At 41.0% G+C, this 26,847-nt stretch carries 20 protein-coding genes; 7 read left to right on the top strand and 13 right to left on the bottom strand.

Annotated elements, in window-relative coordinates:
- Positions 1-21 precede the first annotated feature (21 nt).
- Positions 22-342 (bottom strand): Mo-dependent nitrogenase C-terminal domain-containing protein, encoded by a 321-nt coding sequence (locus F7734_RS29985; RefSeq protein WP_155748226.1) that lies wholly within the window; start codon positions 340-342, stop codon positions 22-24.
- A 138-nt stretch (positions 343-480) separates the two neighbouring features.
- Here F7734_RS29985 and F7734_RS29990 point away from each other — a divergent pair, with 138 nt between their 5' ends.
- The gene (locus F7734_RS29990; RefSeq protein ID WP_155748227.1) at positions 481-645 is read left to right on the top strand and encodes a hypothetical protein; all 165 of its coding nucleotides are present in this window, start codon (positions 481-483) and stop codon (positions 643-645) included.
- Positions 646-742: 97 nt separating this feature from the next.
- On the opposite strand, the gene F7734_RS29995 is transcribed toward F7734_RS29990, so the two are convergent.
- The 8 genes from F7734_RS29995 to F7734_RS30030 all read right to left on the bottom strand — a co-directional run bounded on the left by F7734_RS29995 (position 743) and on the right by F7734_RS30030 (position 14,008).
- Complete coding sequence (locus F7734_RS29995; protein WP_155748228.1) at positions 743-2,899, bottom strand: hypothetical protein; 2,157 nt, start codon at positions 2,897-2,899, stop codon at positions 743-745.
- Between the two features lie 2 nt (positions 2,900-2,901).
- On the bottom strand, positions 2,902-5,298 hold the full coding sequence (locus F7734_RS30000; RefSeq protein WP_155748229.1) for a hypothetical protein: 2,397 nt from the start codon (positions 5,296-5,298) through the stop codon (positions 2,902-2,904).
- 31 nt (positions 5,299-5,329) lie between these two features.
- A complete protein-coding gene (locus tag F7734_RS30005) occupies positions 5,330-6,874 on the bottom strand; it encodes a hypothetical protein (protein ID WP_155748230.1) in 1,545 nt (514 codons plus the stop codon).
- 12 nt (positions 6,875-6,886) lie between these two features.
- Positions 6,887-10,204, bottom strand: coding sequence for an AAA domain-containing protein (locus tag F7734_RS30010; RefSeq protein WP_155748231.1), 3,318 nt, complete (start codon positions 10,202-10,204; stop codon positions 6,887-6,889).
- A complete protein-coding gene (locus tag F7734_RS30015) occupies positions 10,201-11,577 on the bottom strand; it encodes a serine/threonine protein kinase (RefSeq protein WP_155748232.1) in 1,377 nt (458 codons plus the stop codon). The genes F7734_RS30010 and F7734_RS30015 overlap by 4 nt, the downstream gene beginning before the upstream one ends.
- Positions 11,577-12,326, bottom strand: coding sequence for a PP2C family serine/threonine-protein phosphatase (locus F7734_RS30020; protein ID WP_155748233.1), 750 nt, complete (start codon positions 12,324-12,326; stop codon positions 11,577-11,579). Before F7734_RS30020 ends, F7734_RS30015 begins: the two co-directional genes overlap by 1 nt.
- Positions 12,326-13,012, bottom strand: a complete 687-nt coding sequence (locus tag F7734_RS30025) for a VWA domain-containing protein (protein WP_155748234.1) — start codon at positions 13,010-13,012, stop codon at positions 12,326-12,328. The genes F7734_RS30020 and F7734_RS30025 overlap by 1 nt, the downstream gene beginning before the upstream one ends.
- A 357-nt stretch (positions 13,013-13,369) precedes the next feature.
- Complete coding sequence (locus F7734_RS30030) at positions 13,370-14,008, bottom strand: DUF2971 domain-containing protein (RefSeq protein ID WP_155748235.1); 639 nt, start codon at positions 14,006-14,008, stop codon at positions 13,370-13,372.
- A 112-nt stretch (positions 14,009-14,120) separates the two neighbouring features.
- On the opposite strand from F7734_RS30030, the gene F7734_RS30035 reads away from it, so the two are divergent.
- From F7734_RS30035 to F7734_RS30045, 3 genes are all read left to right on the top strand, one after another.
- Positions 14,121-15,047: an AraC family transcriptional regulator gene (locus F7734_RS30035; RefSeq protein ID WP_155748236.1), complete on the top strand. Its 927-nt coding sequence runs from the start codon at positions 14,121-14,123 to the stop codon at positions 15,045-15,047.
- 99 nt (positions 15,048-15,146) lie between these two features.
- Positions 15,147-16,136, top strand: a complete 990-nt coding sequence (locus F7734_RS30040; protein ID WP_155748255.1) for a mycofactocin-coupled SDR family oxidoreductase — start codon at positions 15,147-15,149, stop codon at positions 16,134-16,136.
- 38 nt (positions 16,137-16,174) lie between these two features.
- On the top strand, positions 16,175-16,441 hold the full coding sequence (locus F7734_RS30045) for a hypothetical protein (RefSeq protein WP_155748237.1): 267 nt from the start codon (positions 16,175-16,177) through the stop codon (positions 16,439-16,441).
- A 227-nt stretch (positions 16,442-16,668) separates the two neighbouring features.
- On the opposite strand, the gene F7734_RS30050 is transcribed toward F7734_RS30045, so the two are convergent.
- The 3 genes from F7734_RS30050 to F7734_RS30065 form a co-directional block, all read right to left on the bottom strand.
- Positions 16,669-18,369 carry a tetratricopeptide repeat protein gene (locus F7734_RS30050; RefSeq protein WP_155748238.1) on the bottom strand — a complete coding sequence of 567 codons (1,701 nt, stop codon included), beginning with the start codon at positions 18,367-18,369 and terminating at the stop codon, positions 16,669-16,671.
- A gap of 9 nt (positions 18,370-18,378) precedes the next feature.
- On the bottom strand, positions 18,379-18,522 hold the full coding sequence (locus F7734_RS30055; protein ID WP_155748239.1) for a hypothetical protein: 144 nt from the start codon (positions 18,520-18,522) through the stop codon (positions 18,379-18,381).
- 427 nt (positions 18,523-18,949) lie between these two features.
- Entirely contained in the window at positions 18,950-19,138 is a 189-nt protein-coding gene (locus F7734_RS30065) for a hypothetical protein (RefSeq protein WP_155748241.1), read from the bottom strand.
- A 355-nt stretch (positions 19,139-19,493) separates the two neighbouring features.
- Here F7734_RS30065 and F7734_RS30070 point away from each other — a divergent pair, with 355 nt between their 5' ends.
- Positions 19,494-19,985 carry a GNAT family N-acetyltransferase gene (locus F7734_RS30070; RefSeq protein WP_155748242.1) on the top strand — a complete coding sequence of 164 codons (492 nt, stop codon included), beginning with the start codon at positions 19,494-19,496 and terminating at the stop codon, positions 19,983-19,985.
- Between the two features lie 128 nt (positions 19,986-20,113).
- Entirely contained in the window at positions 20,114-20,620 is a 507-nt protein-coding gene (locus F7734_RS30075) for a pyridoxamine 5'-phosphate oxidase family protein (protein ID WP_155748243.1), read from the top strand.
- Between the two features lie 126 nt (positions 20,621-20,746).
- Here F7734_RS30075 and F7734_RS30080 read toward each other — a convergent pair whose 3' ends face one another.
- Positions 20,747-20,896, bottom strand: a complete 150-nt coding sequence (locus F7734_RS30080; protein ID WP_155748244.1) for a hypothetical protein — start codon at positions 20,894-20,896, stop codon at positions 20,747-20,749.
- 71 nt (positions 20,897-20,967) lie between these two features.
- Here F7734_RS30080 and F7734_RS30085 point away from each other — a divergent pair, with 71 nt between their 5' ends.
- Positions 20,968-26,826, top strand: coding sequence for an ATP-binding sensor histidine kinase (locus tag F7734_RS30085; protein ID WP_155748245.1), 5,859 nt, complete (start codon positions 20,968-20,970; stop codon positions 26,824-26,826).
- Positions 26,827-26,847 lie beyond the last annotated feature (21 nt).

Raw genomic sequence — 26,847 nt, forward strand, 5'->3', positions numbered from 1 at the left:
CTGGTTAGGGAACTGGTGAGTTTAACAGTAGCAACGCACATCTTCCCCACACTCATCAGCAAGGTAGCAAAGGGCGCGAAACCGCAAACTGGAAACTTGCTCGTAAAAGGGATTGAGTTTACAAAGAGGCGGGATATGGGCTACTTTTTGACCAAAAAGATAGATATCTCGCTCAAAAGGACATTGAACTGGAATCACCCTGCAAAGAAAATGGGCAATTTTGGGGCTGGTTATTTCAATGCGATCGAGCCAATGACGAATCGGTTGAAGTAAATCGAGGCTGTTCAATTGGAAGTTGATACAGTCATTCTGGTAAGGATTGTTTCTGGTGAAGTTAAGCATTGTTGTGTATCTTTAAACTACTATTAAGCAGTTTAAAGATAATTTTGTAAAATATCACTACTTATACTATATAAGTATATTTTATGAATTATAATTCCTACTTAACTGTCAAGGAATCAATTCACAAGAGCAAGTACTATGCAAAGAACTGAAACAAACGCACTTAAAAATATCTTGGACTACTTGCCGGAGCGTATTAGGCAGGCAATAGAGGAATACTCCCAACAAAGCCAACTTTCCTCAGAATTAGTCATTGAGAAGCGCGAGCGCTCAGTTCCTAGATGTGGACTCTGTGACTTTTGACGATTGTCAGATTGATTCACGCTTGAGTACTTAGGGAACAAAATAAAATCCTAAAAATTCAGCTAGAGGCTGCACAAACAAAGCTAGGGTTGGTAGATTAGTTTTGACAGCGAAGACAACCCCTAAGATATCCCTGTTCGGCTTGGCTGCATCGTCCACAATTGGAACAAATAAAAGTACCATAATTGTGTTCTATCCAGCAAGGAACAGCAAGAACTTCTCTACCTAAAGTCCTTTCGACCCACCCTTGTTGGCGATTTTGACTGTTTATTCCTGTTCTTTGTATTTGTATGTATGGATACTTTTTACCACAACTCCCACAAGTTCGAGTCCCCCAATTGCTTCCACATTCACTACATTCACAAAAAAAGCATTGACGGTCTCGCGCTGTGAAGCTACCTGTAGAATGGCAAACAGGGCATACTTGAAATGGCTGTATAAGGTTCTTAGCTTGAGAGGGTAAATTTTCCAGTTGTTGTAGCTGAATAAGTTGTCCTCTTCCTTGAGAACCACGGGCTTGTAACTGATTGATAAGGCTTTGAAGTTGTGTGTTAAACGACTGCTCTTGTGCTGATTGGGGCGATCGCAATACTCGGACTTGATTGGATTGATTTTCTTCTAACCAGTCAGCATTTTGGAGCAAAGGTTCTGGAATAGCTCTTGCGAGAGTAGGTGGGTAAGATAGATATCGCTGACTGTTTAGCCACCATTGAATTGCACGAGCAACTCTTTCAACGCTAATAATATCGAGTGGACTGATTGGCAGAATAGCTGTAGACAACTCTCCAAGAAGACAGTCGTTGCCAAGGGTATTTATCTTTCGTTGAATGTGGAATGATAGTTTCTTTCTCTCTTCCTCTGTACCTGGATAGAGAATTAAAGTTTGATTGTCAGTTTTGGGTGTCAGGCTATAAAGTAATGTTTCGACGGTGGTAGTAATTATCTCAGAATTATTAGTAGCAGTGAGAGTTGCTATGATGGGAATAACGTGCAAGTCTTTAATTCCATGAGATTGAATTAAAAACGAACCATCTTCTTGCCAGGTTACGGATATTTCCCCTAACGCTCCCTGAAATTTGATGGATTGACTACCGCGTGTAGGAATTAGATTGGAAATCGCCTGAAAACCTAATCCCTTATCATCATCATTCCCGCTTCCTGTCAAAGCCAGTCCTATTAATAGCAGACAAAAGGATTCAAACCCGCGAAAAAGCTCTTGATTCTCCTCAAAGACTTGGCGAGAGTTTTTAGCCTGTCCACTCTGACAACGACTCCATTCTCTCCACAACAAATCTACATAACGATAGTGCTGGTCATTGACTAAAATGTTTGTTCGTTTGAGAGTTGTTCCCACAGATGCACGTAGCCCAATAGCTTTATATAAATCTGTATCTATCAAACTTCGCAACTTATACTGCAATTGCTGCAACTCTCTCAGGGTTGAATTTGCTTTTTTCACTACTGTTGTAGCATCAAAATAATTTCCCCATAGTGTACAAATACGTTGATGATTTCTAAAGTGAATATCATTGATTGTTCCAGATAAGTACTCGGCTTCCTCAAGTTCTTGTTTGAGAGTTTGCACCTGCTGAAGGCGCTGGCGTACATACTCTAGTAGGTTGTCAATTAGCCGAACGGTAACTTTATTTTCGTAAATGTCCCATAACTCTTCTCTTACCATGCAAAGAACTCGCTTAGGCACAACGGAGCGAAAAGTACGTCGTTCCCAATCTTCTGTATGTGCAGCCAGAAATTCAGCAGCATGAGGAGAGATGCGTTGAGCGCGGGATACTGGCAATCTTTCAGTTTCCAGTTTGAGGTAAGTTCGGGGACGATGGCAAACTTCCTCAATGTGTCCCAGGTTTTGCTTTGTTATTACCTCTAGCGGCTGGATATTAATCTTTTGCTCTATTTCTGGTACTAGGGACGGTACCTTAACCCAGTCTAACCATGTGGCTGAGTTAGATACTAAATTTTGTAGCTCGCACTCAAAAAACCGCAAACTTTCAGATAGTATATTTGAAGGAAGTTGCCACTTGGAAAAGTGTTTCTCATAGTGTAGCTTGGTGTCGGCAGAACGCAATGACCAACAATATCCAGAGTCAGGAAAAATATATTCTCTGGAATTGGATGGGAGTTCAAGGGTATTGATAAGCACCCTTTCCGACTCGGTAATAAATTGCCATTGACCCAGAACAACTTGGTCGGGAAGTTCCTTGGCAATGCTTCTTGTCAGGCGGTTCCAAAATTGCATGATTAATCTTCCCCTGGTTCCAATCGACGGATTTCTGTGTCAATAATTTCTATTGATTGTTTTGGTTCTGGTTTAAAATGATGTAAATTCCAACCAGCTAGGAGTTCTTCTTTGAGTTTTCTCAAGTCACTGGTAGGTGTGTCGTGGCGATCGCGTATCTTCCGCAAAATTTTAGTCGCTAGAATATGGTCAGTAGCTTCACCCAATGAACCCCCTGCGGCAATCACCACAGGCACAAAATCTTTGATTTGTCGTTCTAACCGATTTCCCCAACCAACTTTAAATCGGCGTTCTAGAAATTCTGCTAGCGTTTCATTTAAAAATTGATAAGCCTCAGAGGCTTTATCTGCATACCTTCTCTGTGCATTTTTAAAGGATTTTGTCAAGGCATCATAAGAAATAGGGTGCCTTGGCTCTAGTTGTGCTGGAATGCGAAAAGTTTCATGATTGCGTTGTAATTCCATGATATGAGAGCGGTCATAGGTTTTGTCTGCAAATTCCAAAGTTGTTTCATCTTGGTTAGCAGTTCCGATAAACCAGACATTCGGGGGAATAGGAAGTGTATTTCCCTGTTGAAACAACTTTGGAGAAGGTTTTAAATCAGGTGTTAAGTCGATTGCGGGAGTATCTTGTTCTAGTTTGGAAAGAAAATCAGCAAAGTATTGCTCGGGTCGGGAAAGGTTCATTTCATCAAGAATAATGATAAAGGTTCGGTCTTTGTTTGCCGGACACTGAGCTTTGTAGATAGCTTTGAGAAATTTTGTTTCGTAAAATTTACCTTCAAAAGTGTTACAGTAACCAATGAGATCTGGGCGATCGCGCCACCCTGCTTGTACTTCCACTAGTTCGTACTCACCTCCGATAGCACGAGAAAAAGCGATAGGTAGGCTAGTTTTTCCTGTACCACTGATGCCTTGGAGAATGTGCAGGTGACTCATTGCTAAACCACCTAAAAATACTCTAATATCACGTTCTGAGTAATAAAGCCGCTTCTCACTATTGTCATCCAGCATTAGGGGAGATAAGGCAATGCGGTAACGCAAATCTTCGGCAAATTGTCGTAAGTCAGGAATGTGTTCACAAAGTGGAATTTCTCCTTGCAAGCTTGGCTCAACGTCCATGCGGGAACATTCAGGGAAAGGACTCTTGTCTTTGGATTGAGTAACGGCTTCATTAACGTCTGTTTTCAGTTCCAAAAGAGCTGCTTTTAGACGGTTATTACTTGCTTCTAAAGCTTCTTTTTCATCTCGTAGAGTTTCGAGTTCTATTACCGCAATGCGGTTATAAATTATGTTCCTCTCTAGTTCTTGTACCCTGGTACTAAGCCGGAAGTGTTCCGTTTCCCATTGTTCCTTCTGAACCTCTAAGTCTTGTAATCTGGCAACAGCACTTTCACTAAGTCTTAAGGCAAGTTTTTGTTCAAGTTCAGCGTTGTCACGTCGCAAAGTTTCTAAATCTTCAAGAACTTCTTCTGGAGTCTTTTGTCCAAATCTCCGATCTGCTTCGGTTCTCTGAATAAGTTTCTCCTGAAATTCTTCTCGTACTTGTTGAGATACTTTTAACCTTTCCTCTAGTTCTTGAATTTTTACCTGTTGTTGCTCTATCCTTGCAGCTGCTTTTTGTTCTATCTTCTCGAACAAAGCCACTTTATCTTCTTCGAGCAATTCCCTTTCGGTTTCTAGTTTTCTTTGTTCAATACGTAAATGTTTTCTGACTGTATCTACTTGCTGCTGTTCGTTCTCTATTTGTTGACGTTTTGTACTGATTTCCTGCTCTATTTCTGTAAGTTTTTGAGCAATTTGAATATCAAACTGTTTCTGCCTCTGGGCAATATCCTTATAAAGTTGCTCTCGTGTTTTACGTAACTCTTGAGTTTGGGTTTCTAGTTCAGCTAAAGCAGCACGATTTTGCTCTAGGAAACTAGCCTCAGCATTCAATTCCCTTTCTCTGAGTTGTCTTTCTAACTCTGCTAGCGTTGCTATACGAGCGTTGCTCCGAGTTTGCTGTTTCTTTAAATCCTCTTGTTGTTCGGTTATTTTCTGTCTTTGTTCCTCTAACTCCTTTTTTAAAACCTCTCTCTGTATTTTCTGAATTTCTAATTCTTTTTGGCGATTTTCTACCTGCTTGAGTTCTGTCGTAATCTTTTCTATAGCTGCTTCAAATAATTTTGCTTTTTGCCAGCACTCTTCTACTTTAAAGTCATGAGGAGGTGTTGAAGAAATAATAGATGTTAACTGTTCATCACTGATTTTTTCTATAGCTTTATCTGCTAGACTGCTAACCTGTGCTGGAGAAAGGTTTTCTTGAATAGATGGAGTTTTAGCAGAAGTTGATGATGTAGAAGATTTAGGTACAAAAGGTAAATTTCCTTTTGTACGCTGATTTTTTGGTTTACTCATTGTCAAATCCTATATTTATAGTAATAATCTCTTACGGTTGATAGTTAAGTTCTAATGTACTGGCAACAACCTCATAAACTGTTGAGATTTGCTGCAAGACTTCTGGAATTTCCAATTGTTGGTTGCTGGAATGACTGCTTCGATCGCGCATTCCCGCAAGCTTATCTAATCGGATGAGCATATCTGGTGCTTTTTGAGCTACCAATTGCAGTGGATGATGACTACCATGTCGAGCAGTTAACAAACCAGCGAGGATATAAGAACGTAAAGAACCTCTACCAGAATCAGCAGCAAATCTGACTTTCCCCTGCTTAACATCAACTAAAGAACTGGGTAGAGGGGTGATAAAACCCAATTTATTAGCTAGTCCATTCAGGAGATTTCTATTATGCTCTCGGTCTTGTGGTGAGAGTAATTGCCAAGCCTTAGCTGTAGGATAAATTTCCCGAATAGTTAAAAAAAGACTTTCAACAACTTTTTGCGCTTTCACAAGGATATCATCTAATTTATCTGGTATATTTTTTAAATCTACTAATGCCTGAGCTTCTATATAAGTTCTTTCCATACCTACCAAGTTATTGAACACTCTATCCCATCGCCTAATCTCTATCGTTAATTTATGCTCAACTCTCATTTCAGCTTCTTCATTAGCCTGTTGAATCAAATTCGTAAATTTTCTATCTATTTCTTCTTCATCTTTATATTCATCAATGATTTCTAAAATCAGTTTTTGTAAACCCCTGAAGCTTGGATTTTTCTTGATTTGAATTTCCAATTTACGACGCAGCCAAGGACTATCTCCAAGTCCAAAAGGGTCACAAATATACCAGCTTGTAGTGCTGGATGAATTTTTAGGTAGATAGAGAAAAGTAGTTAGCCAGACTGGTACAGGTTCTTCTTCAACAAAAGATATGCGTTGTATATTTGGAACTTGGTTAAAAGTCCATACATCGTCATCACCGTCCAACTCTTCTGAAAAAGTTCGATAGCGTAATGCTTTTTCATGCTTTCTCACAGCTTGTAAAATATCTTGCGGCGATGGTTGAGTTTTCACAACATCTTCTATAGGTAAAGGCATATAAGCTCTTCGGTAATCTGGTTTCCCTGTTGTTCCAAATAAAAGGTCTGGATAACCACCTTGATTGAAATTAACCTCAGCATATTCTTGACGTTCCACAAAACGAGGAAATAACTCTCGTGTCCAAGGGTCTTGAAAAATAAACCCTGCTACCATATCTTGAGAAGCTAAGGTTTCATGCTCTAAAATGCCCAATCCTTGCTCAGTCAGGAACCCTTTATTATTAATCAAATTTTGCTCTGATAATTGCTGTATAATAAGTGCTGCTAAATCAGTGCCGATCTCCAATTTTTCACCAATCTCTTTAGCCGAAAAAGCCCCAACTTGACACATTCCTAAAACAGCTTTTTCTAAAATATTCACTTTGCGAGCGTGAATTCGTGGCGCAACCACTCGGTAACACCAAGCCGGGAATAGTAAATACTGGCGCTTACTCCAGTGTGTAGAGGAACGGAGGTCAGAATATAGGAGTACTGATGTTTCTTTTTTAAAAGACATACGAGGGCAATTTTAGATAATTTTACCGAGCGATTTTTGGCAAAGTTCGTAAAAAGCTACTAATTCTCGAATTGCTGTTGGAGCAGCTTCTGCTTTCACCATTTCTAAGTCTCCAACTGTAATTAACAAACGTTGCTGACGACTCATAGCTACGCAAAGGCGGTTTTCTAACATCAGGAAACCGTATTTCTTGTGATAAAGGTCTTCACTATTTGCGTTAATATTATTACTGCGAGTCATTGAGAGAAAAACTATATCAAATTCTTTTCCTTGAAAAGCATCTACTGTTCCGACTCTCAGCCTTTCTATAATTTTGCCTTCGTGGTTTCTTGTTTCTCGGTAAGCAGTGGCAATTTGGTAAATTCCATCATCTGTTTGCTCTGCTATACCAACTTCACAAAGTGCTTTCCAAATTTCTGTCACCTGCGCTGAATAGAAGGCAATAATACCAAATGTAAACCGCGTATCATGCTCAATTAGCTTTTTCAATTCTTGAGCAATTCGTTTTGCTTCTATAGGACGAGATTTACTCCGTCCTTTGGTTTCCTTACCAGCGCTTAGCGGCACATTTATCCAAGCTGCAACAACATTTTCATAACCAGGTAGGTTATGAATAAATTCTTCTTCAGGTCTACCTGCACCGATAGGTGGCTCACCATGAAATTCGTAAAAAGTTCGACTGACGAAATCACCTAAAATAGGGTGCATTCGGTATTGAGTATCTAAAGTAACTGTCCGTTTGATACCATCAAGTTTTTCTAGCTCTTTCATCTGGACAAACAGACGTTCAAAGAGACTTTTTTTCAGCGCCTTTTTAGTCGCTTCTGTGGATTGACTCAGTTGACGTTCTATATCTTCTTCAAGAATCTGAGGAAGTTGGCGGTGATCGCCGACAAGAATAATTCGCCTCTCTGCTTTGGACATGGGAATAAATAGGTCTAGAGGGTTTGCTCTTGCAGCTTCATCGACAATGACTGTCTCAAAGACTGTGTCATCATCTCCCGTTACTCGCTGCATTTGTTTACTTGATGACTGCTGACAAGTGGCTGCGAGAACCACAGTGTAATCACGCAGCATTTCTCTGACTCCTTGGGGATCGGTGCTCAAATCTTCTAAATACTCTGATAAAACTGCTTCTACACCTTCTGAAGATTGGCGAACTCGTTCGTACATTGCCTCTCTAACGTTGTTGAGTAATACTTCGATTTCTGGATCGGCAACAACAGTAGTCACAGGAACTGCTTGCGGGATGAGTTTTTCGAGTAAGCGATCGCGCAATAATGCCAATTCCTCCAAAAATGGAGGTGCTTCTTCCTCGATCCACTCGGCTGCATTTTGCAAGAGTTGACGTTCAGACGTTTCTAGCACCTGCAATGAATCCAAACGGCGGAGTGCTTTCATTGCAGTGCGCGGACCATCATCAGAAAATGTCACAGGGTCAGTTCTAATTCCTTTTACCGCTCTAAGTGCTGATTCTCGTTCTTCTAAGTTCTCTGTGTCTAGAAGATTTTGTCCCCTAGCAAGTTTGTGGCTGTATTCCAACAGCCGATCGCTTAAATCACCCTTTATCTTGCCTTTTGTAAGTTCAAAAATTTGTTTGAGCAGTGCTGCTGTTTCTTGTCTATTACCTGGAGTGAGAATATAACTTGCTACCAGATTCCGCACTTGACGCAAGTTAGCGCTTTCTGGTGAGTCTGAAAATGTAGCAAGTTTTGCCTCCAAAGCTTCTATGCGCGATCGCAGCCAACGGTCTACATTATCTTGCTTTACATCATCTTTTGCTCTTCCACCTATCCTTACTGCTGGAAGTCCAAACACAACAGACTTTTCTGCTGCATTTTCCACTGCATCATGCTGATAGCTAGTCAGCAGTAACCTATGAGATACACTGTTACCCGAATCTTCACTAATTTCTGCTAATCTAACTTGTAGAGCGCTAATGACTTTAGTTTTTCCCGTTCCAGGTGGTCCTTGAATCAGAGCAATATCAGGAGTATTGAGAGCTACTTTCAAAGCTTCTTCTTGACGGAGAGTAGGAGAACCATTGAAAACTTTTTTTGTATCTGGAGAAAGGGCTTTGTGCTGACGGGTACGACGTGTAGGGACGCGCTGATTTTCTAAAATTAACCCTAGTTGTGGCATCGGACAAGTAGCTGTTCTGATAAGTTGTTCAGCCTTTTGACGACGTGCTAAACGGGTAAGATCTCCTTGAAGGGAGATGAACAAGAAACCTTTTGGCGGTGGAGATAAATCATCATCTGGATTTGCAGAACGAATCTCAACGTTAAGACTATATAAATCTATGTCTTCTAGCTGCCCAACAAATGATTTATTCTTAGTTTTTCTGCTTTCACTAGTGCTGAATTGTGGTTGTTGCTCGCTTGCTTCTAATGAAAATTCTTGAGACTCTGCCAGCATTTTCAGTCTTTCTTCTAAGTTATCTTCTGATAGTAACTGAAATCGGTAATTTCCATTATGTAATATCTGACAATAATTGTATCGTACCCAGCCAAATTGTTGAATTTTCTGCACAATACTCTCTAATTCAAGGTTGTTGTACTCTTTCCAAAGCTTCAAATAACTGTTAGATTTTTCAACTATCAAATCAATTTCAGTTCGGGCTGGTTGTCGTAAAGTTCCTGCTAAGGAGATATCGCAGAAAGAAAGCTTTGCTTCAAATAGGACAACAGGACGGTGTTGCTCATCCTTCTTTGGCGATCTTGCTTTCTCTATTTTTTCAATAATGAGCTTATTGTCTAACTGACAGCGTATATTAATAACCCTTTCTTTACCACATAAAAGAAATGTATTTTCTAGTCCATTTTGGAAACTTGTACCTGCCTGAAGTAGAGATCGTCTAGCATGATTTTCATTCAAGACTGGTAACAGAAATTGTCCATTAAGCCATTCTATGATTTTATCAACAGGTACATTCTTGCGAATGTGCTTTTCTCGAATATCTTCAATGATTTTGTCATCAACGCCTATCTGAAACTCCTCAGTTAACTGAAGGCGTTGAGGAAATTCATGTACCTGTATCATGAGGATTTCAGGTGATTTCTTAGGACGTACTGAAGCCACCCAAGATAGACGGGGTAGATTTCGTTCTATAATTCCTTGCAAAATACTTTTATTCTTTTTATCAGTGCCTCTGATATCCCAAACATCTTCTGTAGCATGACGCAGAAGAATTTCACCTGTTTTTTCTGATTGGTAGAAAAAAACTTCGTTATTGACAGCTAGTACATCTCTCCCTTGAAAAGGAGTGCGATCGCATTGCTCAACCTCAACTGTGTACACCCGTCCACTTTGAGTATCACTTACTCTCATACATTTTCTCCAGATACCAAAGTAAAAGTAGCTAGACGATGCGGAGAATCAAGATTGCCAAAATGTAACAGCCAAGAACCATACCGTTCTGATTGAACAGGGAAACGAATCCATCTATCTTGCATTTCTTTCTCTACTCTTTGAGTTCCCTCAGATGTAAGCCAGAAACATTGACCATTAAGACTGCGAACTTTAATATTTTCTCCTTCCAACACAAGTTCAATATTAGGATTGTGGCTATCTGTACCTGTTCTGCTACTAACAACACGACTTGTTAAAATTAAAGACTCAGAGGATGTTAATGCAAAACCTTGTAAAGGTTTCTGTTCTCTAAAACATCCTTGCAGTGGTTCCCAGCGTTGGATTCTAACTTGAACATAAGTAGGTCGAGGATAGTTGCACCAAGGACAGGATTTTTTATTTGCGTAGTATGTGCTATTGCATTCTGGACAATGGATCGTGAAGTCTGCTGCTGAATATAATTTCTCTCTCCATTCTCCAATACCTGGTCTTTTTGTTGGTTCTCTAAGACCAGATCCAAAACAACGTTGACACAATTCTTTAAGATTTGGAGAGAGGACTATATCTCTTGGAAATCCTTGAGTAGTCGAATTGCTATTATCTTCAGGTTCATCAATCCAAGGTAGCTTTCCTTCCAAGGCTTGGGTTTCTAGTTCAGGTTCTCCTTCATTAACCATATTCCCCATTAACGGATGAACAAGGGATAAAGTTTGGAATGCTATGACGGCGAAAGCATGAGCATCAGTAAGGGTATTGGCTCCAAACTTTCCTGTAACTAATTCAGGTGCGCCATGTCCAGGAGTATAAAGATTTATTGAAGATGACGAGCTTTCATAGTGAAGATTATCAGCATCAATCAACCGAATAATTTTATGGTCGTTAACATCTGAAGAAACAAAGATATTATTAGGTGAAGGGTCAGTATAAACAAGTCCTTTACCGTGTAACTGAGCTAAAGTTTCCGCACAACGTGCTAGTAGCAATAAGCGGCGACGGAGTCCCCCACCCTCTAAATACCATTCAACCAAACAATCTACATTCTTTGGGGCATTGATAAGTTTACTAATAGGAACCATGTCAGTAAGGAGTTCCATGACATAGCCAAGATGTGGGGGGTTTAATATCTCTAAAGGACGTGCAATCGGAAGTTTCTCTATATCAAGCTTCCTCACTTGTGTCAGTTGCTTTCTTAAATGAGTGCGACGTACAGGGGAGCGATCAAAAAGGACTTTCACTGCTAAGTTGCCATTTTTGACAGCAAAGACAGCACCTTGTCCTCCACGACCAAGTTCTTTTTCTAGTTCATACACATGACCGAGTACATCTACTACTCGTTTTTTAGCTCCTGTCATTAGCTTGCACTCCCAAAATCATCTTTTTGATGCCAAAGAATCGCCAAAGTTTTATCATCCAGGTGCTTGGGTGTAGACCAGTTTCGCAATTCTTGGCAAAGCGTTCTCCATCTAAGTGCTGGTTGCATACAGGCAAACTCTTCAGTCAGGAGATTGATAAAATCTCCCACGCGATCACTCACCAAATCATCTGCTATCCCATCGGTTGCCAACAGTACAGCAGTACCAGGAGGAAAACTGGGTCTAGTGATGACAGACCATTCTTTGGTTGAGCGTACTATTCCCAAAGCTGTCGTTTCGTTGCAAAACCCAGAACGCTCATCCCCCAGTACAATAACCTTTCCATCTGTTTCCCGAATTGCAGCAATCCCATCTCCGAGCTTTGCTACAAGTAGTTCACCAGAAGAAAGGACAACAGCAAACAAGCAAGTAGCAGCGCTATCTTCTTCACTAGCAGGCAATACTTGAAGTCCCCATAGGATATGAATTAACCGCAGCAGTACTACTGGTGATGCGCCATTAAATTTACTCCAGGAGCGTAGTGCATCCTGAACTGCCTTGCAAGCCTTACGTGCTCCTGTGCAAGCGTTTGGTTTGGAACCCATGCCATCACTTACCACAATGGCGGTACCAAAGCTACTGCAAATACTTTCCCACGCATCCTCGTTTGGACGCCCCTCATGTTGGTGGAGTCGTCCTCTAACAGAAGCACCGAAGCATTGCACCTGACTCTGAAGTTTCTTCGCCATCAAAACACCAAATCTTCATTACTGTAGTCTATGATGGGCATACTCTGGGGGTTAGCACTTTTAGAACGGTTAGTGACGGTCATCGTTACCCACCGGAAGAACTGCCGAATTTGAGTGGCTTCGTCAGCGCGGAACACAGGAATATCCTGCGGCTGACCCTGCAAAAATTCCTTGAGTACCTCATAGTCAGCATCTGCACCAATTGCCATTGATAAGCGCAAGGCTTTAGATGCTCGTGGCGAGTTTAGTAATTGCTGTAACGGTTGTTTCCAATTATCTGTGAGATGACCCCTTTCATCGGTTGGCTGACCATCGGAAACCAGGACAATGGTGGGATAGTAATCTCGACTGGCAATTTGGTTTTTGTCTTCGACGACAGTAGTCGCTAGTTCAAATGCTGCCGCCATTGGAGTAGAACCAATTGCTTCCATATTAGTCCATTGAATCACAGATGCAGCCGTGAGAGGTTGATGGATTTTAGCGCCATCTTTCCCAAAGGTAATTACTGCAACATAAATTTCTGCGCGAACATCTTCTTCTTCTGCAAAAGAGGCGATCGTTTCAGCGATCGCTCTATTCAGAGTCTCGATTTTGCCCTCAACACTCATACTCCCACTGACATCAGCAAGGATTATGACAGGCATTCGTCTAGCTACAGGGACAGTAAACTGATTAAATCTACTCATTTATATAGTAAATTGTTGTCTGCTTAAGTTTAAGTGCTAATTTTTGCCAAATATTGCCAAAAATGCTTAACTGTTATTCTCCTTCTGTTTATGTTTTAAACAGAACGAATGAGAACCAATATAGTCCAGCCAGTTCAAACTAGCACTTAGTAGATTTAATTACCAACCGAATTTGTACTGAAAATATTCAACCAGATCTTTGCCGTAAGCAGTTTACTGGATAGACATTCAGGCAATATTTTGTTATGGCAGAGTTGTTCCAGACTAGCATTTTAGCATTTCATGTAGAAAAGCCAAACAAATTTTATGCAGAAGCTTATATAATATTTGGTAAGTAAAGCTTTGCTGGTTATAACACTAAAAAAACACCGCGTTTAACGTCACTATTCCTCGAATTACTGTCAGCAGATCGACTGTATCTATCAACCTACATTTTGTAATAAACTTTTTGTACGCATTTGTATTAGGCAAAATTACAATAACTTCTTTTAATTCAAACTTTAAATCATCGGGAACTCGCCATTCACGCTCATGCGTCCAGTCAATAATGTTACTATTATCGTTAAGTTCGAGTTTAACAATGCGCCACCACTCATGAGGAGGTAAATAGCTTTTTGCTTCTTCAGTCTTGTCATAAATGACTGGTCTTCCACCCTTACCATATATATATGGTTTTTGAAACATTAAACCTGTACCTACATAACGTAGCTTGGCTTGAGAATTCTTTTTTCGATACTCTTGTTCTGAATAAATATTTTGCGCTAATTGATAAAGTGGCGTATCTTGAAAGCAAACTGCTTTTCTATCTCCACAGATAAACCCTGATTTTGTTGAACTACCAAGTAAACATTCTTCTAAAAGGATTTTTATCAGAATTTCAACAGAGTCCAGTGTTTTGCCACCTATATCTGAAGCTCTAGTCAAGTGTATGAGGTGTCCAGTTAGATCCGAACGTGATGCAATCCTGTTTGTCCAGTTGTCTAAAGAATAAGGCATTTTTGCAACCTTTTTATACCAATTCTCTTAATTAAAGCATCAAGGGTTATTATGATTATCAGTAGTGGTAATCTTAATTTGGTGAAAGCCCGTCAACTATTTTCGCCCAACTATGCTTAAAAGCCAGATTCAACTGATTGACAGCACAACTAAGGAAATTTTCCCGGCTGCGCCTGATGGAACTGTGTTACTCTCAAGTATGAATGCGGGTTGGCGCGGAATTACGGTAGAACTTCACCAAATCGCACCACTTGAACTCCCCGAACACTACATTGAAGGACACCGTCTCATTGTCCATACTGGCAAACCAATCCATTATGAATGGAAAGATGGTAGCCGTTGGCGGCAAAAGCTTCTCAAACCTGGTGACTTCTGCCTTCAAACTCACGGGGATATGAATGCACCCCGTTGGAGAGAAAAATTTGAGTTTGTCGCAATATCTCTGGAACCAGAATTTGTCACCCAAGTTTTTCAAGATACTGTTGCAACTGAAAAAATCGCTTTTCAGGAACGACGCTGCGAACACGACCCCATTATTGCCCACTTTGCTTTGCGTTTTCAAACAGAGTTGAAATCCAGAAGTTATGCTGGAGGACTGTATGGTGAATCTTTGGGGCTGGCATTTGCACTACATTTGTTGGCACAGCATGGAGTTAGCAGTAAAAAGCCTCTTGAACCAAAGGGGAAGCTATCGGGATTACAATTGAGACAAGCTATTGAGTATATCCACGACCATCTCAGCGAGGATTTGAGCCTTGTTGCTTTGGCAGACCAAGTCAATCTCAGCCCGTATCACTTTGCTCGCTTGTTTAAGCGATCGCTTGGATTATCCCCTCACCAGTACGTGCTACAAAATCGAGTAGAGCGAGCCAAGCAACTAATTTCCGTCTCTCCATACCCCAATTTAACAGATATTGGTCTACAAGTCGGTTTTTACGACCAAGCACATTTCACGAAAGCTTTTAAGCAAATTGTTGGTGTTTTACCAAAAAGCTTTTCAAAACTACACGCATACTCATTTATGCCTCTCGCTTCTTAATTCCACAACAAGAGCAAGAATTTACAATTTTGCCCAGTGGCTCCCATCGTAATTTTGTATCAGATAAGCGTTTCAACGGTAGATTTCTCTGAGGGCAAAATGATGAGGAGCAAAAAAGTTAATCAAACCCGTCGTAACTTGATTAAAAACGCAGCATTGGCAGTTGCAGGAGTGGGAGTCGGTGCGGGATTATCTCCTAAAAAAGCAGAGGCACAACCACAAAAACCAGCAACTGCAAAATCACCCGCACCATCCTCCCTCCCACTTTCTGGTAAGGTAGCTTTAGTGACAGGTGCGGCGAGAGGAATTGGTCTTGCAACAGCTGTTGAGTTAGCACGGCAAGGTGCAGATGTCGCGTTGCTTGATATCGCGCAACCACAAGGTGTTAAGAATATCCACAGCTATCGGTTGGCAAATCGTACAGAACTAGAAGAAGCAGTGCGCCTTGTTCAAGCTGAAGGTCGCAGAGCATTGCCAATTGTGGCAGATGTTCGGGACCTGGCAGCCATGAAGCAAGCCGCTGAAACGACCGTGAGAGAACTCGATGGGCTTGATATTCTTGTGGCTAATGCTGGCATTGCCATCTGGAGTCCTTTTGATGAAATGACTTCTCAACAGTGGAGCGATGTTATTGATGTTAACTTGACAGGCGTAGCTAATTCCATGTGGGCGGTTATTCCACAAATGCAAAAGCAGAAGCGTGGTAGAATCATCGCCGTGTCATCAATTGGTGGTCGCATGGGTGTTGCTGGAGTGGCTAACTATTCGGCTACAAAGTGGGGTGTCATAGGTTTGGTTAAATCTGTCGCTCTGGAACTGGGGCAAGATAACATTACAGTGAATGCCGTTGCGCCTGGTGCTGTTAACACACCGCTTTATCGGAGTGAAGGACAACGTCGCTCGACTTCCGCGAACACCGTCCAAGACCAAGATAAGGCTACTCTGAGTTATCATGCCCTGCCAATACCAGCTCTTGAACCCAGTGATGTTGCGACTGCGATCGCTTTCCTTGCAAAAGATGATGCTCAGTATATTTCTGGTGCAGTTCTTGATGTTGCTGCTGGTGGTAATGCGAGATATACAGCTTAATTTACTCCCTAGTTCCTACGTTCTTTAAAGTAAGTACTATGCAAAGAACCGAAACAAACTCACTTAAAAATATCTTAGACTACTTGCCAGAGCGCATTAGGCAGGCAATAGAGGAATACTCCAAACAAAACCAACTTTCCCCAGAATTAGTGATTGAGTTGGCGATCGCTCAATTCCTAGATGTGGACTCTGTGACTTTTGACGATTGTCAGATTGATTCACCTGGAGTACTTAGGGAACAAAATAAAATCCTCAAAATTCAGCTAGCAGCTATACAAACAAAGTCAGGGTTAAGTGCTGAATAATAAAATCCGTTAAGGTGTTGTGTACTATCTAGCTTGTTCATGGAAAGTTAAACCGATAGGATTGCTATGCAAGGCTGAGTCTCGCTGGGCTAACTGCATGGAGGAGGCGGAGCCTCCCGTAAGGCATTCCCAGGCGGAGCCTGGGTACGAGGTGGTCAGGCGGAGCCTGGGTACGAGGTGGTCAGGTGGAGGCTGGGTACGAGGCGGTACAAAGTCTCTTTCAAAACTCAAACTCGTGAAGCAATAAGCTTGATATCAGCATACTTCCAAGCTTTCTCAAATCGCTTTTGCACCAAGCGAGCTTCTTTTGTCTTACCTTGTGCATCTAAGCTTTTTGCCAGCCCCAGAAGCGACCAACCATTTTCAGGATAGCGTTCTAAATCTTCCCGGTATATAGTTTCAGCTTCTTGTATGCGGTTAGCCTCTAGCAAAACGGCTCCTAATGATTGCCGAACAGGAGAAGACCAACTTGCAGGTTCATCGTATCTGAGATTATCTTCTAATGAAACAGCAGTTTTCAAGTGAGCGATCGCTTGTGTATAGTCCTTTTGTTTTGCTGCGAGTTCACCAGCTAAAACCTCGGAGGCAATTTTCATTAAACTGACAGTGGAATTAATATCCCAAACTGTCACCTTTTCCAAAGCAGGATCGGCTGCGATAGCTCTTACCTTTTCCAATTCCTCTACAGCTTGCTTCAGTTGACCTTTTGCAGTAAACGCCATTCCCCTTGCATAATGCCAAACCCCGTTGGGATAGGTCAGATCTGCATCTGGTGCTGGCTCGTTCAGAATTTCATCCCACTTACCAAACTTTGTTAAAGCATACAGTGGTAATGCGTAATAATGCTGTAAAGTTCCAAATCCGGGTTGCCGCATCACTTTGCGATCTGCAATTGCCGATGTTTCACGGGCTGTTTGAATTGCTAATGTACCTTCTCCTCCCATCACAGCCCCTGCTAAAAGGAAGTGATAGTTATGGGGTACGTAACCCAGTTCGTAAAGTCCTTTGATATGGCATGGAGCCAAGGACATAAATTGTTTGTCAGCAGCAATAGCTTTTTGGTTCGCTACAACAGCATCATGGTATCTCCCAACTCGGATATAAATATGACCGGGCATATGTACTAAATGTCCAGCACCTGGAACTAAATTGCGGAGACGATCTGCACTCGTAACCCCACGTTCTGGATGGGCAGATGCTTCAACAGCATGAATATGTAAGTGGAGAGCACCAGGATGATTGGGATTGCGCTTTAAGATAGACTCTAAAGTGGCAAGAAGTACATCTGTTCCCGTGTTGGGTTTTCCATCCCTAGTCCAGTAATTCCAAGGCATTGTGTCCATTAAAGCTTCAGCAAACAGAGTTGCAGCGTCCAAATCATCTGGATAGCGTTTTTGTACCTCTCGCATTGCATCAGCATAAGCAAGATCCAAAGGCTTGCGGTCTTCAATGGGTTGTGACGAGTAACGTTTTGTTAGGGCGTTAATGTAAGCCTGTTCTTTCTCACTGGCATTTTTGCTCAACTCAACTGCTTTTTGCAACGCTTGAGATGCTGATGGGATAGCTTCTGCATCCATCGGTGCGTTAATATTCGGTCCTTGAACAAGTGCAAGTCCCCAGTAACACATCGCACAATTAGGATCTAACTTTGTTGCTTCTTGAAAAGAGCGTACTGCCAGAGCATGATTGAATCCATAAGCTAGAACAAGCCCCTGGTCAAAGTAGCGTTGGGCAAGTTTTGAGCTAGTTGATATGGGATGGTGGTGATTGCCAATATTGTTGAGAAGAGGTACTGAGGGATGAGTTCTTTGAGCAGAAATGCTACCAGGCTCGTTTGCCATCGCTTGACCATACAGCTTAGTAGGGTATGTTAACAACCCAATTATGATGAGCAGAGACAAGGTAAATAAAATAAATTTTTTCTTCATTAAAACCTCTTAAAATCCTTCCTTTCGGCTATAAAGGTGCTCTATCCAAACCAAAATTTCCTCCTCAGATATATTGTGGATAGAGCGATCTGTTGTGGGATCGTAAGCACTCCACCAAATGTTTCCCCAAGCGATCGCTAGTATACCAAACACGCAATTCCTGTGGTTTCATCAATAGGGGGTAGGGAGTAGGGAGTAGGGGGTAGGGAATCGGGCAATGAGTATTGTTAAAAGTTATTCAATTTACATTGCCCATTTCCCACTTTCATGATTCAGATCTGAAATATAACGAACCACGAAACTGAAGACTTACTCTCGATTGAAAACTAGAAGGTTGAACTACACGACGAATTTGATAACTTTGTCCGAGAAATTGGGCTGAAATTTGAGAATTCACAGTTTCGATATTTTGGGAAGTAGAAGTGTATGATAAACCACGATAATTGAGGCGCATAAGATAAGTCTCCCGTGCAATCTTAGTAAAGAAAATATAAACTTTTTAACAAAAGGTAAAATTTTTATATTCTGTTTGTAGTAGCGCTTTAGCGCATGCATTCCAACTACAAACTCATTGACCTTTCTAAATAAGTTCCCACTGACAAATCATTTTGCCATTCTCTCTATACCATCTAGCAACGACAGTAGGTCTCTTGCTCTTGGTATCAGCAGAATTGAGATTTGAAGTGCTTGCATTTTGAGCAAAGACCTCTTCAATGCTTTCATTAACCTGAGGAGTCGCTTTGTAATATAAATATTCATTCAATTTCATGATACTCATCTCCTTGCCAGATAAATTTAATTTTTATGAATTCCAAATTAAATTCTTGACTTGTTCTTTGATTTGTTTGGAATTTTCTGTTTCGATTTGGCTCTATACCTGAATTCATCTGCAAGTAGAACCGTTTCGCAAAGGTTAAAGTAAGATTGACAAGGCTATGACCTTTTATGACATTGTCCGACAATTTTTACATTCTTTAATATTTCAATGCCGTTATTAGTTAAAATAACCACTAACCAGTGACCACTAGCTACTAACAACTAACAACCAACAACTAACCACTAACCACTAACAACCAACAACTAACCACTAACCACTAACAACCAACAACTAACCACTAACCACTATGATTCCTTTACCAGCAGAATGTGTTCTTCGCAAAGCAACATCTGAAGATATTTGGTCTATCCGGTTACTGGTACTGAGAGCAGCACTCGATCCTACTCAAATCAGATGGGAGCAATTTTGGGTCATAGAATGCGACGGGCAAATAGTGGCATGCGGACAACTCCGCAACTTTTCTGGAGTACAAGAACTTGGGAGTTTAGTCGTTTTACCAGCGTGGAGAGGTCGCGGTTTGGGAAGTGCGTTAACACAATATCTGATTCATCAAGCAACTTTACCACTTTATTTGGAATGCTTGGGTCAGCAATTAGCCCAGTTTTACAGCCGCTTTGGCTTTACTCCAGTCGCTTTTGAGAATTTACCGCCATCCATCAAACGAAAGTTTGGTGTATCACAACTGGGGAAGAGGCTTATAAGAATTCCTGTTGTATTTATGCACTACCAAAATGACAATGACGACTCGTATACGTCAGTGGTAATAAATAAGGTGTAACTCCATCTCTGGACTCAAGCATCCAATATGTAGAGACGCTAACACTAATAGCAGGAGCCAGTTATTATCGGTCACTGGTCACTGGTCACCGATCGCTGGTCACTGTTCATGATGTAGAGAGTAAGAAAATGACAGATTCTCAAGACCGCAATCAAAAAATTCAGAAGCTGCGCGAACTCATAAAGGATATGGACATTGGAATGCTGACTACAATCGATGACGACGGAACGTTGCACAGCCGTCCCATGTCAACTAACTCTGAAGTAGAATTTGATGGCGATCTCTGGTTCTTCACTTACGCCAGTTCTCACAAAGTTCTAGAAATTGAGCAGCACCAACAGGTTAACGTGAGCTTTTCTGACCCTAAAGCGCAAACCTATGTTTCCATGTCAGGTACAGCTCGGTTGGTGCGCGATCGCAACAAAATCCAGCAGCTATGGAAACCCCAGCTCAAAGCTTGGTTTCCTAAAGAATTAGAAGAACCCGATCTTGCTTTACTAAAAGTGAATGTCGAAAAAGCGGAGTACTGGGATGCGCCCTCAGGTTTTGTCGCACACACGATTGGTCTGGTGAAAGCGATCGCCACAGGTGAGAAAGCCAAAGTTGGCGAAAATGAAAAAGTTCGCTTGAAGTAATAATCGAACAATGTAAAGACACGCCATAGCGCGTCTTTACAAAGGTTTTAAAAGTTTTCTAAGTGCATTAGGTTTGATATTTGACTTATAAAATTGTTTGGCTCAGCTAAAAGAAACTGGTGAAATTCAGAGTTTTAACATTGCCAGATGGGATGTGTGCGATCGCTTCATCATCCCCATCCAAAAATACCAATGTAAATTTTTATTCAGCAGCGTCGGTTTTTTTGGTAGCTTGAGGGGTATTTTTGGGCTATTTGCTGTAATTCTGTTTTCCATTCTTCTGTTGTTGGTAAACAACTGCATATCTCTGGGAACACTAAATCTGGCAGTTTCAAAAGTTCAGCAGTATGGTCACTCCCCAAATCAACATTCCCGGCTATCAAGTCAGCGAACAGATTTATAACGGTTCTAGAACCCTTGTTTATCGCGGGTACCGAGAAACTGACTCCATGGCGGTGGCAATCAAACTACTGAAAAATCCCTATCCCACTTTCAGCGAACTATTGCAGTTTCGCAATCAGTACATTATTGCCAAAAACCTGGAGATAGCTAGTATAGTTAGACCTTACAGCCTAGAACTCTATCAAAATGGCTATGCCCTAGTGATGGAAGACTTTGGTGGTATTTCCTTGCAACAATTTACTCAAGGAAAACCACTGCCATTAGATCAATTTCTCTTGATTGCGATTCAACTCACGCAAACCTTGCACCAACTGCATCAACAGAGAGTCATTCACAAGGATATTAAACCTGCCAACGTCCTGATTCATCCTGACACATACCAAATTAAGCTGATTGACTTTTCCATCTCAACACTGCTCCCCAAAGAAATTCAGCAAATTCAAAGCCTCAATACCTTAGAAGGAACTTTAGCATACCTCTCCCCAGAACAAACCGGACGGATGAACCGAGGTATTGACTACCGTAGCGACTTCTATTCCCTAGGGGTAACTTTTTTTGAACTACTGACAGGGAAACTACCCTTTGAGTCGAACGATCCGATGGAATTGGTATACTGCCATATTGCCAAGCAACCTCCTTTGATTGGGGAGTCGGGGCTGGGGATGGAGCCTGTGATTAAAAGCATTCTCATTAAATTAATGGCGAAAAATGCTGAAGACCGCTATCAGAGTGCCATCGGACTCAAATACGATTTAGAGAAATGCCAGATGCTACTAAGCCAAACAGGAACTCTTGTCAACTTTCAACTCGGACAAAAGGATATCAGCGATCGCTTTCTCATTCCCGAAAAGCTTTATGGACGGGAAAAAGAAGTTGCTGCTTTGTTAGCAGCGTTTGAGCGTGTTAGTGGCTCCGGAATCGGGTTAGATTCTTCGCCGCGTAGCGAACTCATGCTGATTGCTGGCTTCTCTGGGATTGGCAAAACGGCAGTTGTTAACGAACTCCACAAACCCATTGTCCGTCAGCGCGGCTACTTTATCAAAGGCAAATACGATCAATTTCAACGAAATATTCCCTTTAGTGCTTTTGTACAGGCATTCCGGAATTTAATGACACAATTGCTCAGTGAAACTGATAGTCAATTACAACAGTGGAAAACCAGGATTTTGGAGGCGTTGGGAGAAAACGGGCAAGCGATAATTGAAGTGATTCCCGAACTTGAATCTATTATTGGCAAACAGTCGGCGGTCGTGAAATTATCAGGAACTGCTGCCCAAAATCGCTTCCATTTGCTGTTCCAAAAGTTTATTCAGGTATTCGCGACAGTGGAGCATACTCTGGCAATCTTCTTGGATGATTTGCAGTGGGCAGATTTAGCATCCTTGAATTTAATGAAACTGTTGATAAGTGAAACAGAAACGAGTTATTTATTCATCATTGGCGCTTACCGCGATAACGAAGTCTCTCCTACTCATCCGTTGATGCTGACTTTGGAGGAAATTTACAAAACAAAGGCAGTTGTCAACACCCTTACACTAGCTCCCCTAACACCAACAGATGTAAATTATCTAATTGCAGACACATTGAGTTGTACCCTAGTAAGCGCCTTGCCCTTGACTGAATTAGTTTATCAAAAAGCTCAAGGAAATCCTTTTTTCACAACTCAATTTCTCAAAGCACTCTACGAAGATAGATTGATTACCTTTGATGTTGATGCCCGGTTTTGGCAGTGCGATGTGTCTCAAGTGCGAGCGCTTGCTCTCACTGATGATGTAGTTGAATTTATGGCATTACAACTACAAAAAATATCACCTCAAACTCAGGTAGTTTTGCAGTTAGCAGCGTGTATTGGCAATCAATTTGATTTAGAAACATTAGCGATTGTCAGCGAACAATCTCAGGTGGATACTGCATCGGATTTATGGAATGCTTTACAGTCAGGGTTAATTTTGCCACAAAGTGAAGTTTATAAGTTTTCTCAGGATTCGTCATTCGTCATTGGTCATTTGCCATTGATAAGTGCTCAACAAAAAATGACCAATGACAAAGGACAAAGCACAGTTTATTACAAGTTTTTGCACGATCGCATTCAACAAGCTGCTTACTCCCTAATTCCGGAATCTCAGAAAAAAGCAACACATCTCAAAATTGGACGATTGCTGCTAAAAAATACGTCACTCGATCTTCTTGAAATTAAGATTTTTGATATTGTCAATCAATTCAATAAGGGAATTGACATTATTACCACGCGTAGGGAAAAAGATGAAATCGCTCAACTCAATTTAATGGCTGGCAGGAAAGCTAAAGCTTCTACAGCATATAAAGCAGCAGTTAAATACTTAGCCTCAGGCATGAAATTGTTGATACAGAAGAACTGGGAAACAACCTACGAGCTTACCTTTGGATTATATCGAGAACGGGCTGAGTGCGAATATTTAACTGGTCATTTAGAACAGGCAGAAGAATTGTTTAATGTGGCATTAGAGCACGCTCACAATCAATTTGAAAAAGCAGATATTTATGCTATTCAAATGTATCTAAAAATGACTCAGGGTGAGAATATCCAAGCGGGTTGCGAAGCTGGCTTGCAAGGGTTGAGTATTATGGGGATGCAACTACCACTGACAGAAGAAGAGCAGCAAACCGCCATTAAAACTAAATTGGAAGAATTGAAAACTAAACTAGCAACAGTTAGCCCATCTGATTTATTTGAACTACCTGAAATGACAGAGCCATCAAAGAAAATCTGTATGAGCCTTCTAGTTGACCTTTGGGCAGTGGCATATATGGCAGGTCACCAATACCTTGCAGGTTTGAGTTCTCTACTGATGCTCGATTTATCGTTGAAATATGGTAATGCTGAAAGCTCTGGTTTTGCTTACTGTCTCTATGGAATGAGTTTGGCAAATCAAGGAGATTATCAAACAGCTTATGAGTTCGGAATATTAGCTTTAAAACTTGACCGCCATTTCAATAGCACTAAATTTATTTATAAAACTAATAATATTTTTGCACACACAATTAACCCCTATAATCAGCATTTGAATACCAATTTATCTCTGTCTCAGCAGTCGTTTCAAACCAGTCAAGAAGCAGGAGATGTGGTGTTTGGTGTTTGGGCAGTTTCGTTTCTGATTTGGGCAATGTTAATTAAAGGCGATCGTTTAGCTGATGTCTATGCAGAAACCGAAAAATATTTCAGCTATGTTCAGCAAGTGAACGATGTGAATATGCTCTATGCATTTACGTTACAGCGAGAGTTTCTCTTGCATTTGCAAGAGCCATCTAAAAAAACGGATTTATTAGGCGATCGCCATAACGGTGAAATTTCATACATAGACATTTGGCGACAAAAGAACAACTTTGAACATGGAATTAATTGGTACTGCTTTCTCAAACTACAACTTTCGTACCTTTATGGTAACTATGCTGATGCTGTGATGGCAGCAGAGGAAGCACAAAAAACACTGGCATCCAACGCTGGTTTTTTCCCAATTATTCAATACCATTTCTATTATCCACTCAGTTTGGCAGCACTCTATGACAATGCTACAGCAGAAGAAAAAAACCAGTATTGGGAGGTGTTGCAACAGCATCAGCAAATAACCCAACAATGGGCGCATTATTGCCCAGCCAACTTTCTACATCGATATTTGTTGCTATCTGCTGAAATGGCAAAAATTTCTGGCAAACGTATGGAAGCAACAGATTTATACGATCGCGCCATCACTGAAGCCAAAGCAAATAACTACATCCAAGAAGCCGCACTAGCCAACGAACTAGCGGCTAAATTTTATCTCAAATGGAACAAAGAACGCATTGCCCAGGAATATATCACAGAAGCTTACTATGGCTATGCTCGTTGGGGAGCAAAAGCCAAAATCGCTAACTTAGAAACTTGCTACCCCAAACTTCTCGCCCCTATCCTTCAACAAACCTATTCTCCTATCTCCGTAAAAGAAACTCTCTTCAAATTAAGTGGTGTTACTGTAAACAATTCTAGCAGCGATATCTCCAATTCAATCGACTTAGCAGCCATTCTCAAATTCTCGCAAACCATTTCTAGCGAAATCGAATTAGACAAACTTCTCTACATTCTGTTGCAAGTTGTCATCGAAAATGCCGGAGCTGAAAAATGCGTACTGCTTTTGGCAGAGGAGGAGCACTTGATGGTTCAAGCTGTTACCTATAAAGATTTTTGCCCTGTACTGCTGAAGCCACAATTGCTTGAAGACAGCCCGCATGTACCAGTCAGTTTAATTAACACTGTTAAACGTAGCTTACAACTAATGGTGATTAGCGATACCAGTATAAATCCGCAATTTCTCCATGACCCCTATATTCAACGGCAACAGCCTCAGAGCATTCTGTGTAGCCCAATTTTACATCAAGGTAAGTTGATTGGTATTTTATATTTGGAAAATAGTCTTGCAACTGGAGTGTTTACTAGCGATCGCGTCGAGCTGCTCAACTTGCTATGTGCTCAGGCAGCAATTTCTCTAGAAAATGCCCAACTTTACAAGCGTTCGTTAGAGTATGCCAAACAGCTACAGGCATCCCAACAACGACTACAGCTATTGGTTCAACAAACTCCATTAGCGGTTGTAGAATGGGATACCAATATTCAGGTTACTGACTGGAACCCTGCGGCAGAAAGAATCTTTGGCTACACTAAACAGGAGGCTTTGGGTCGTCACTTCCAATTTCTCATTCCTGAAAGAATTCAAGCACAAATGAAGCAAATTGGCATTAATATTTTATCACACCAAGGTGGCAATTACAGTATCAATGAAAATGTGACAAAAGATGGCAAAACTATTATTTGTGCTTGGTATAACAATCCGCTTGTGAGTACGGATGGCGAGTTAATTGGAGTTGCTTCGCTAGCAGATGATATTACCAAGCAAAAAGTTGCCGAAGCCCAACTTCAACAAAAGGCAGAGGAGCTAGAAACTGCTTTACAAGAACTTCAACAGGCACAATTACAAATCGTCCAAAGTGAAAAGATGTCTGCACTGGGGAATTTGGTAGCTGGTATCGCTCATGAAATGAATAATCCCCTCGGTTTTATTTCGGCAAGTCTCCAACAAGCTAAGCCCACTATTGCCGATCTTGTTAAACATCTGAAATTGTATCAAGAAAACTTACCATCACCCAGTGAGGAAATTCTTGACCATGCTGAGGAAATTGATTTGGATTATACCTTAGAAGATTTGCCCAAGATAATTGATTCCATGACAATGGCGTGCAACAAGCTTAAGAACATCAGTACTAGTATTCGGACTTTTTCCCGTGCCGATCGAGACTATAAAGTGCCATTTCACATCCATGAAGGTATTGATAGTACAATCTTAATTCTAAAACATCGTCTCAAGGCTAACGAACAACGTCCAGCTATTGAAGTGATAACTGACTATGGTAACTTACCTCAAATATCTTGTTTTCCCGGACAATTAAATCAGGTTTTTATGAATATATTGGCGAATGCCATTGATGCATTGGATGAGTCAAATACTGGACGGAGTTTTGCAGAAATTCAAGCCTTACCTAATCGAATTATAATCAAAACGAAATCGGACAAGAAATGGATAACAATTATTATTGCTGATAATGGAATCGGTATGAGCAAAGAAGTCCAACAAAGGATTTTTGACCATTTATTTACCACTAAAGGTGTGGGAAAAGGAACGGGCTTGGGGTTGGCGATCGCTCGTCAAATTGTTGAAGAAACTCATAATGGTAAATTGAAGTGTAACTCTGTTTTGGGCGAAGGTACAGAGTTTTTTATTGAAATTCCATTGTAACTTTTGGTTCCAACAATATCG

It is taken from the genome of Scytonema sp. UIC 10036 (genome assembly GCF_009725235.1).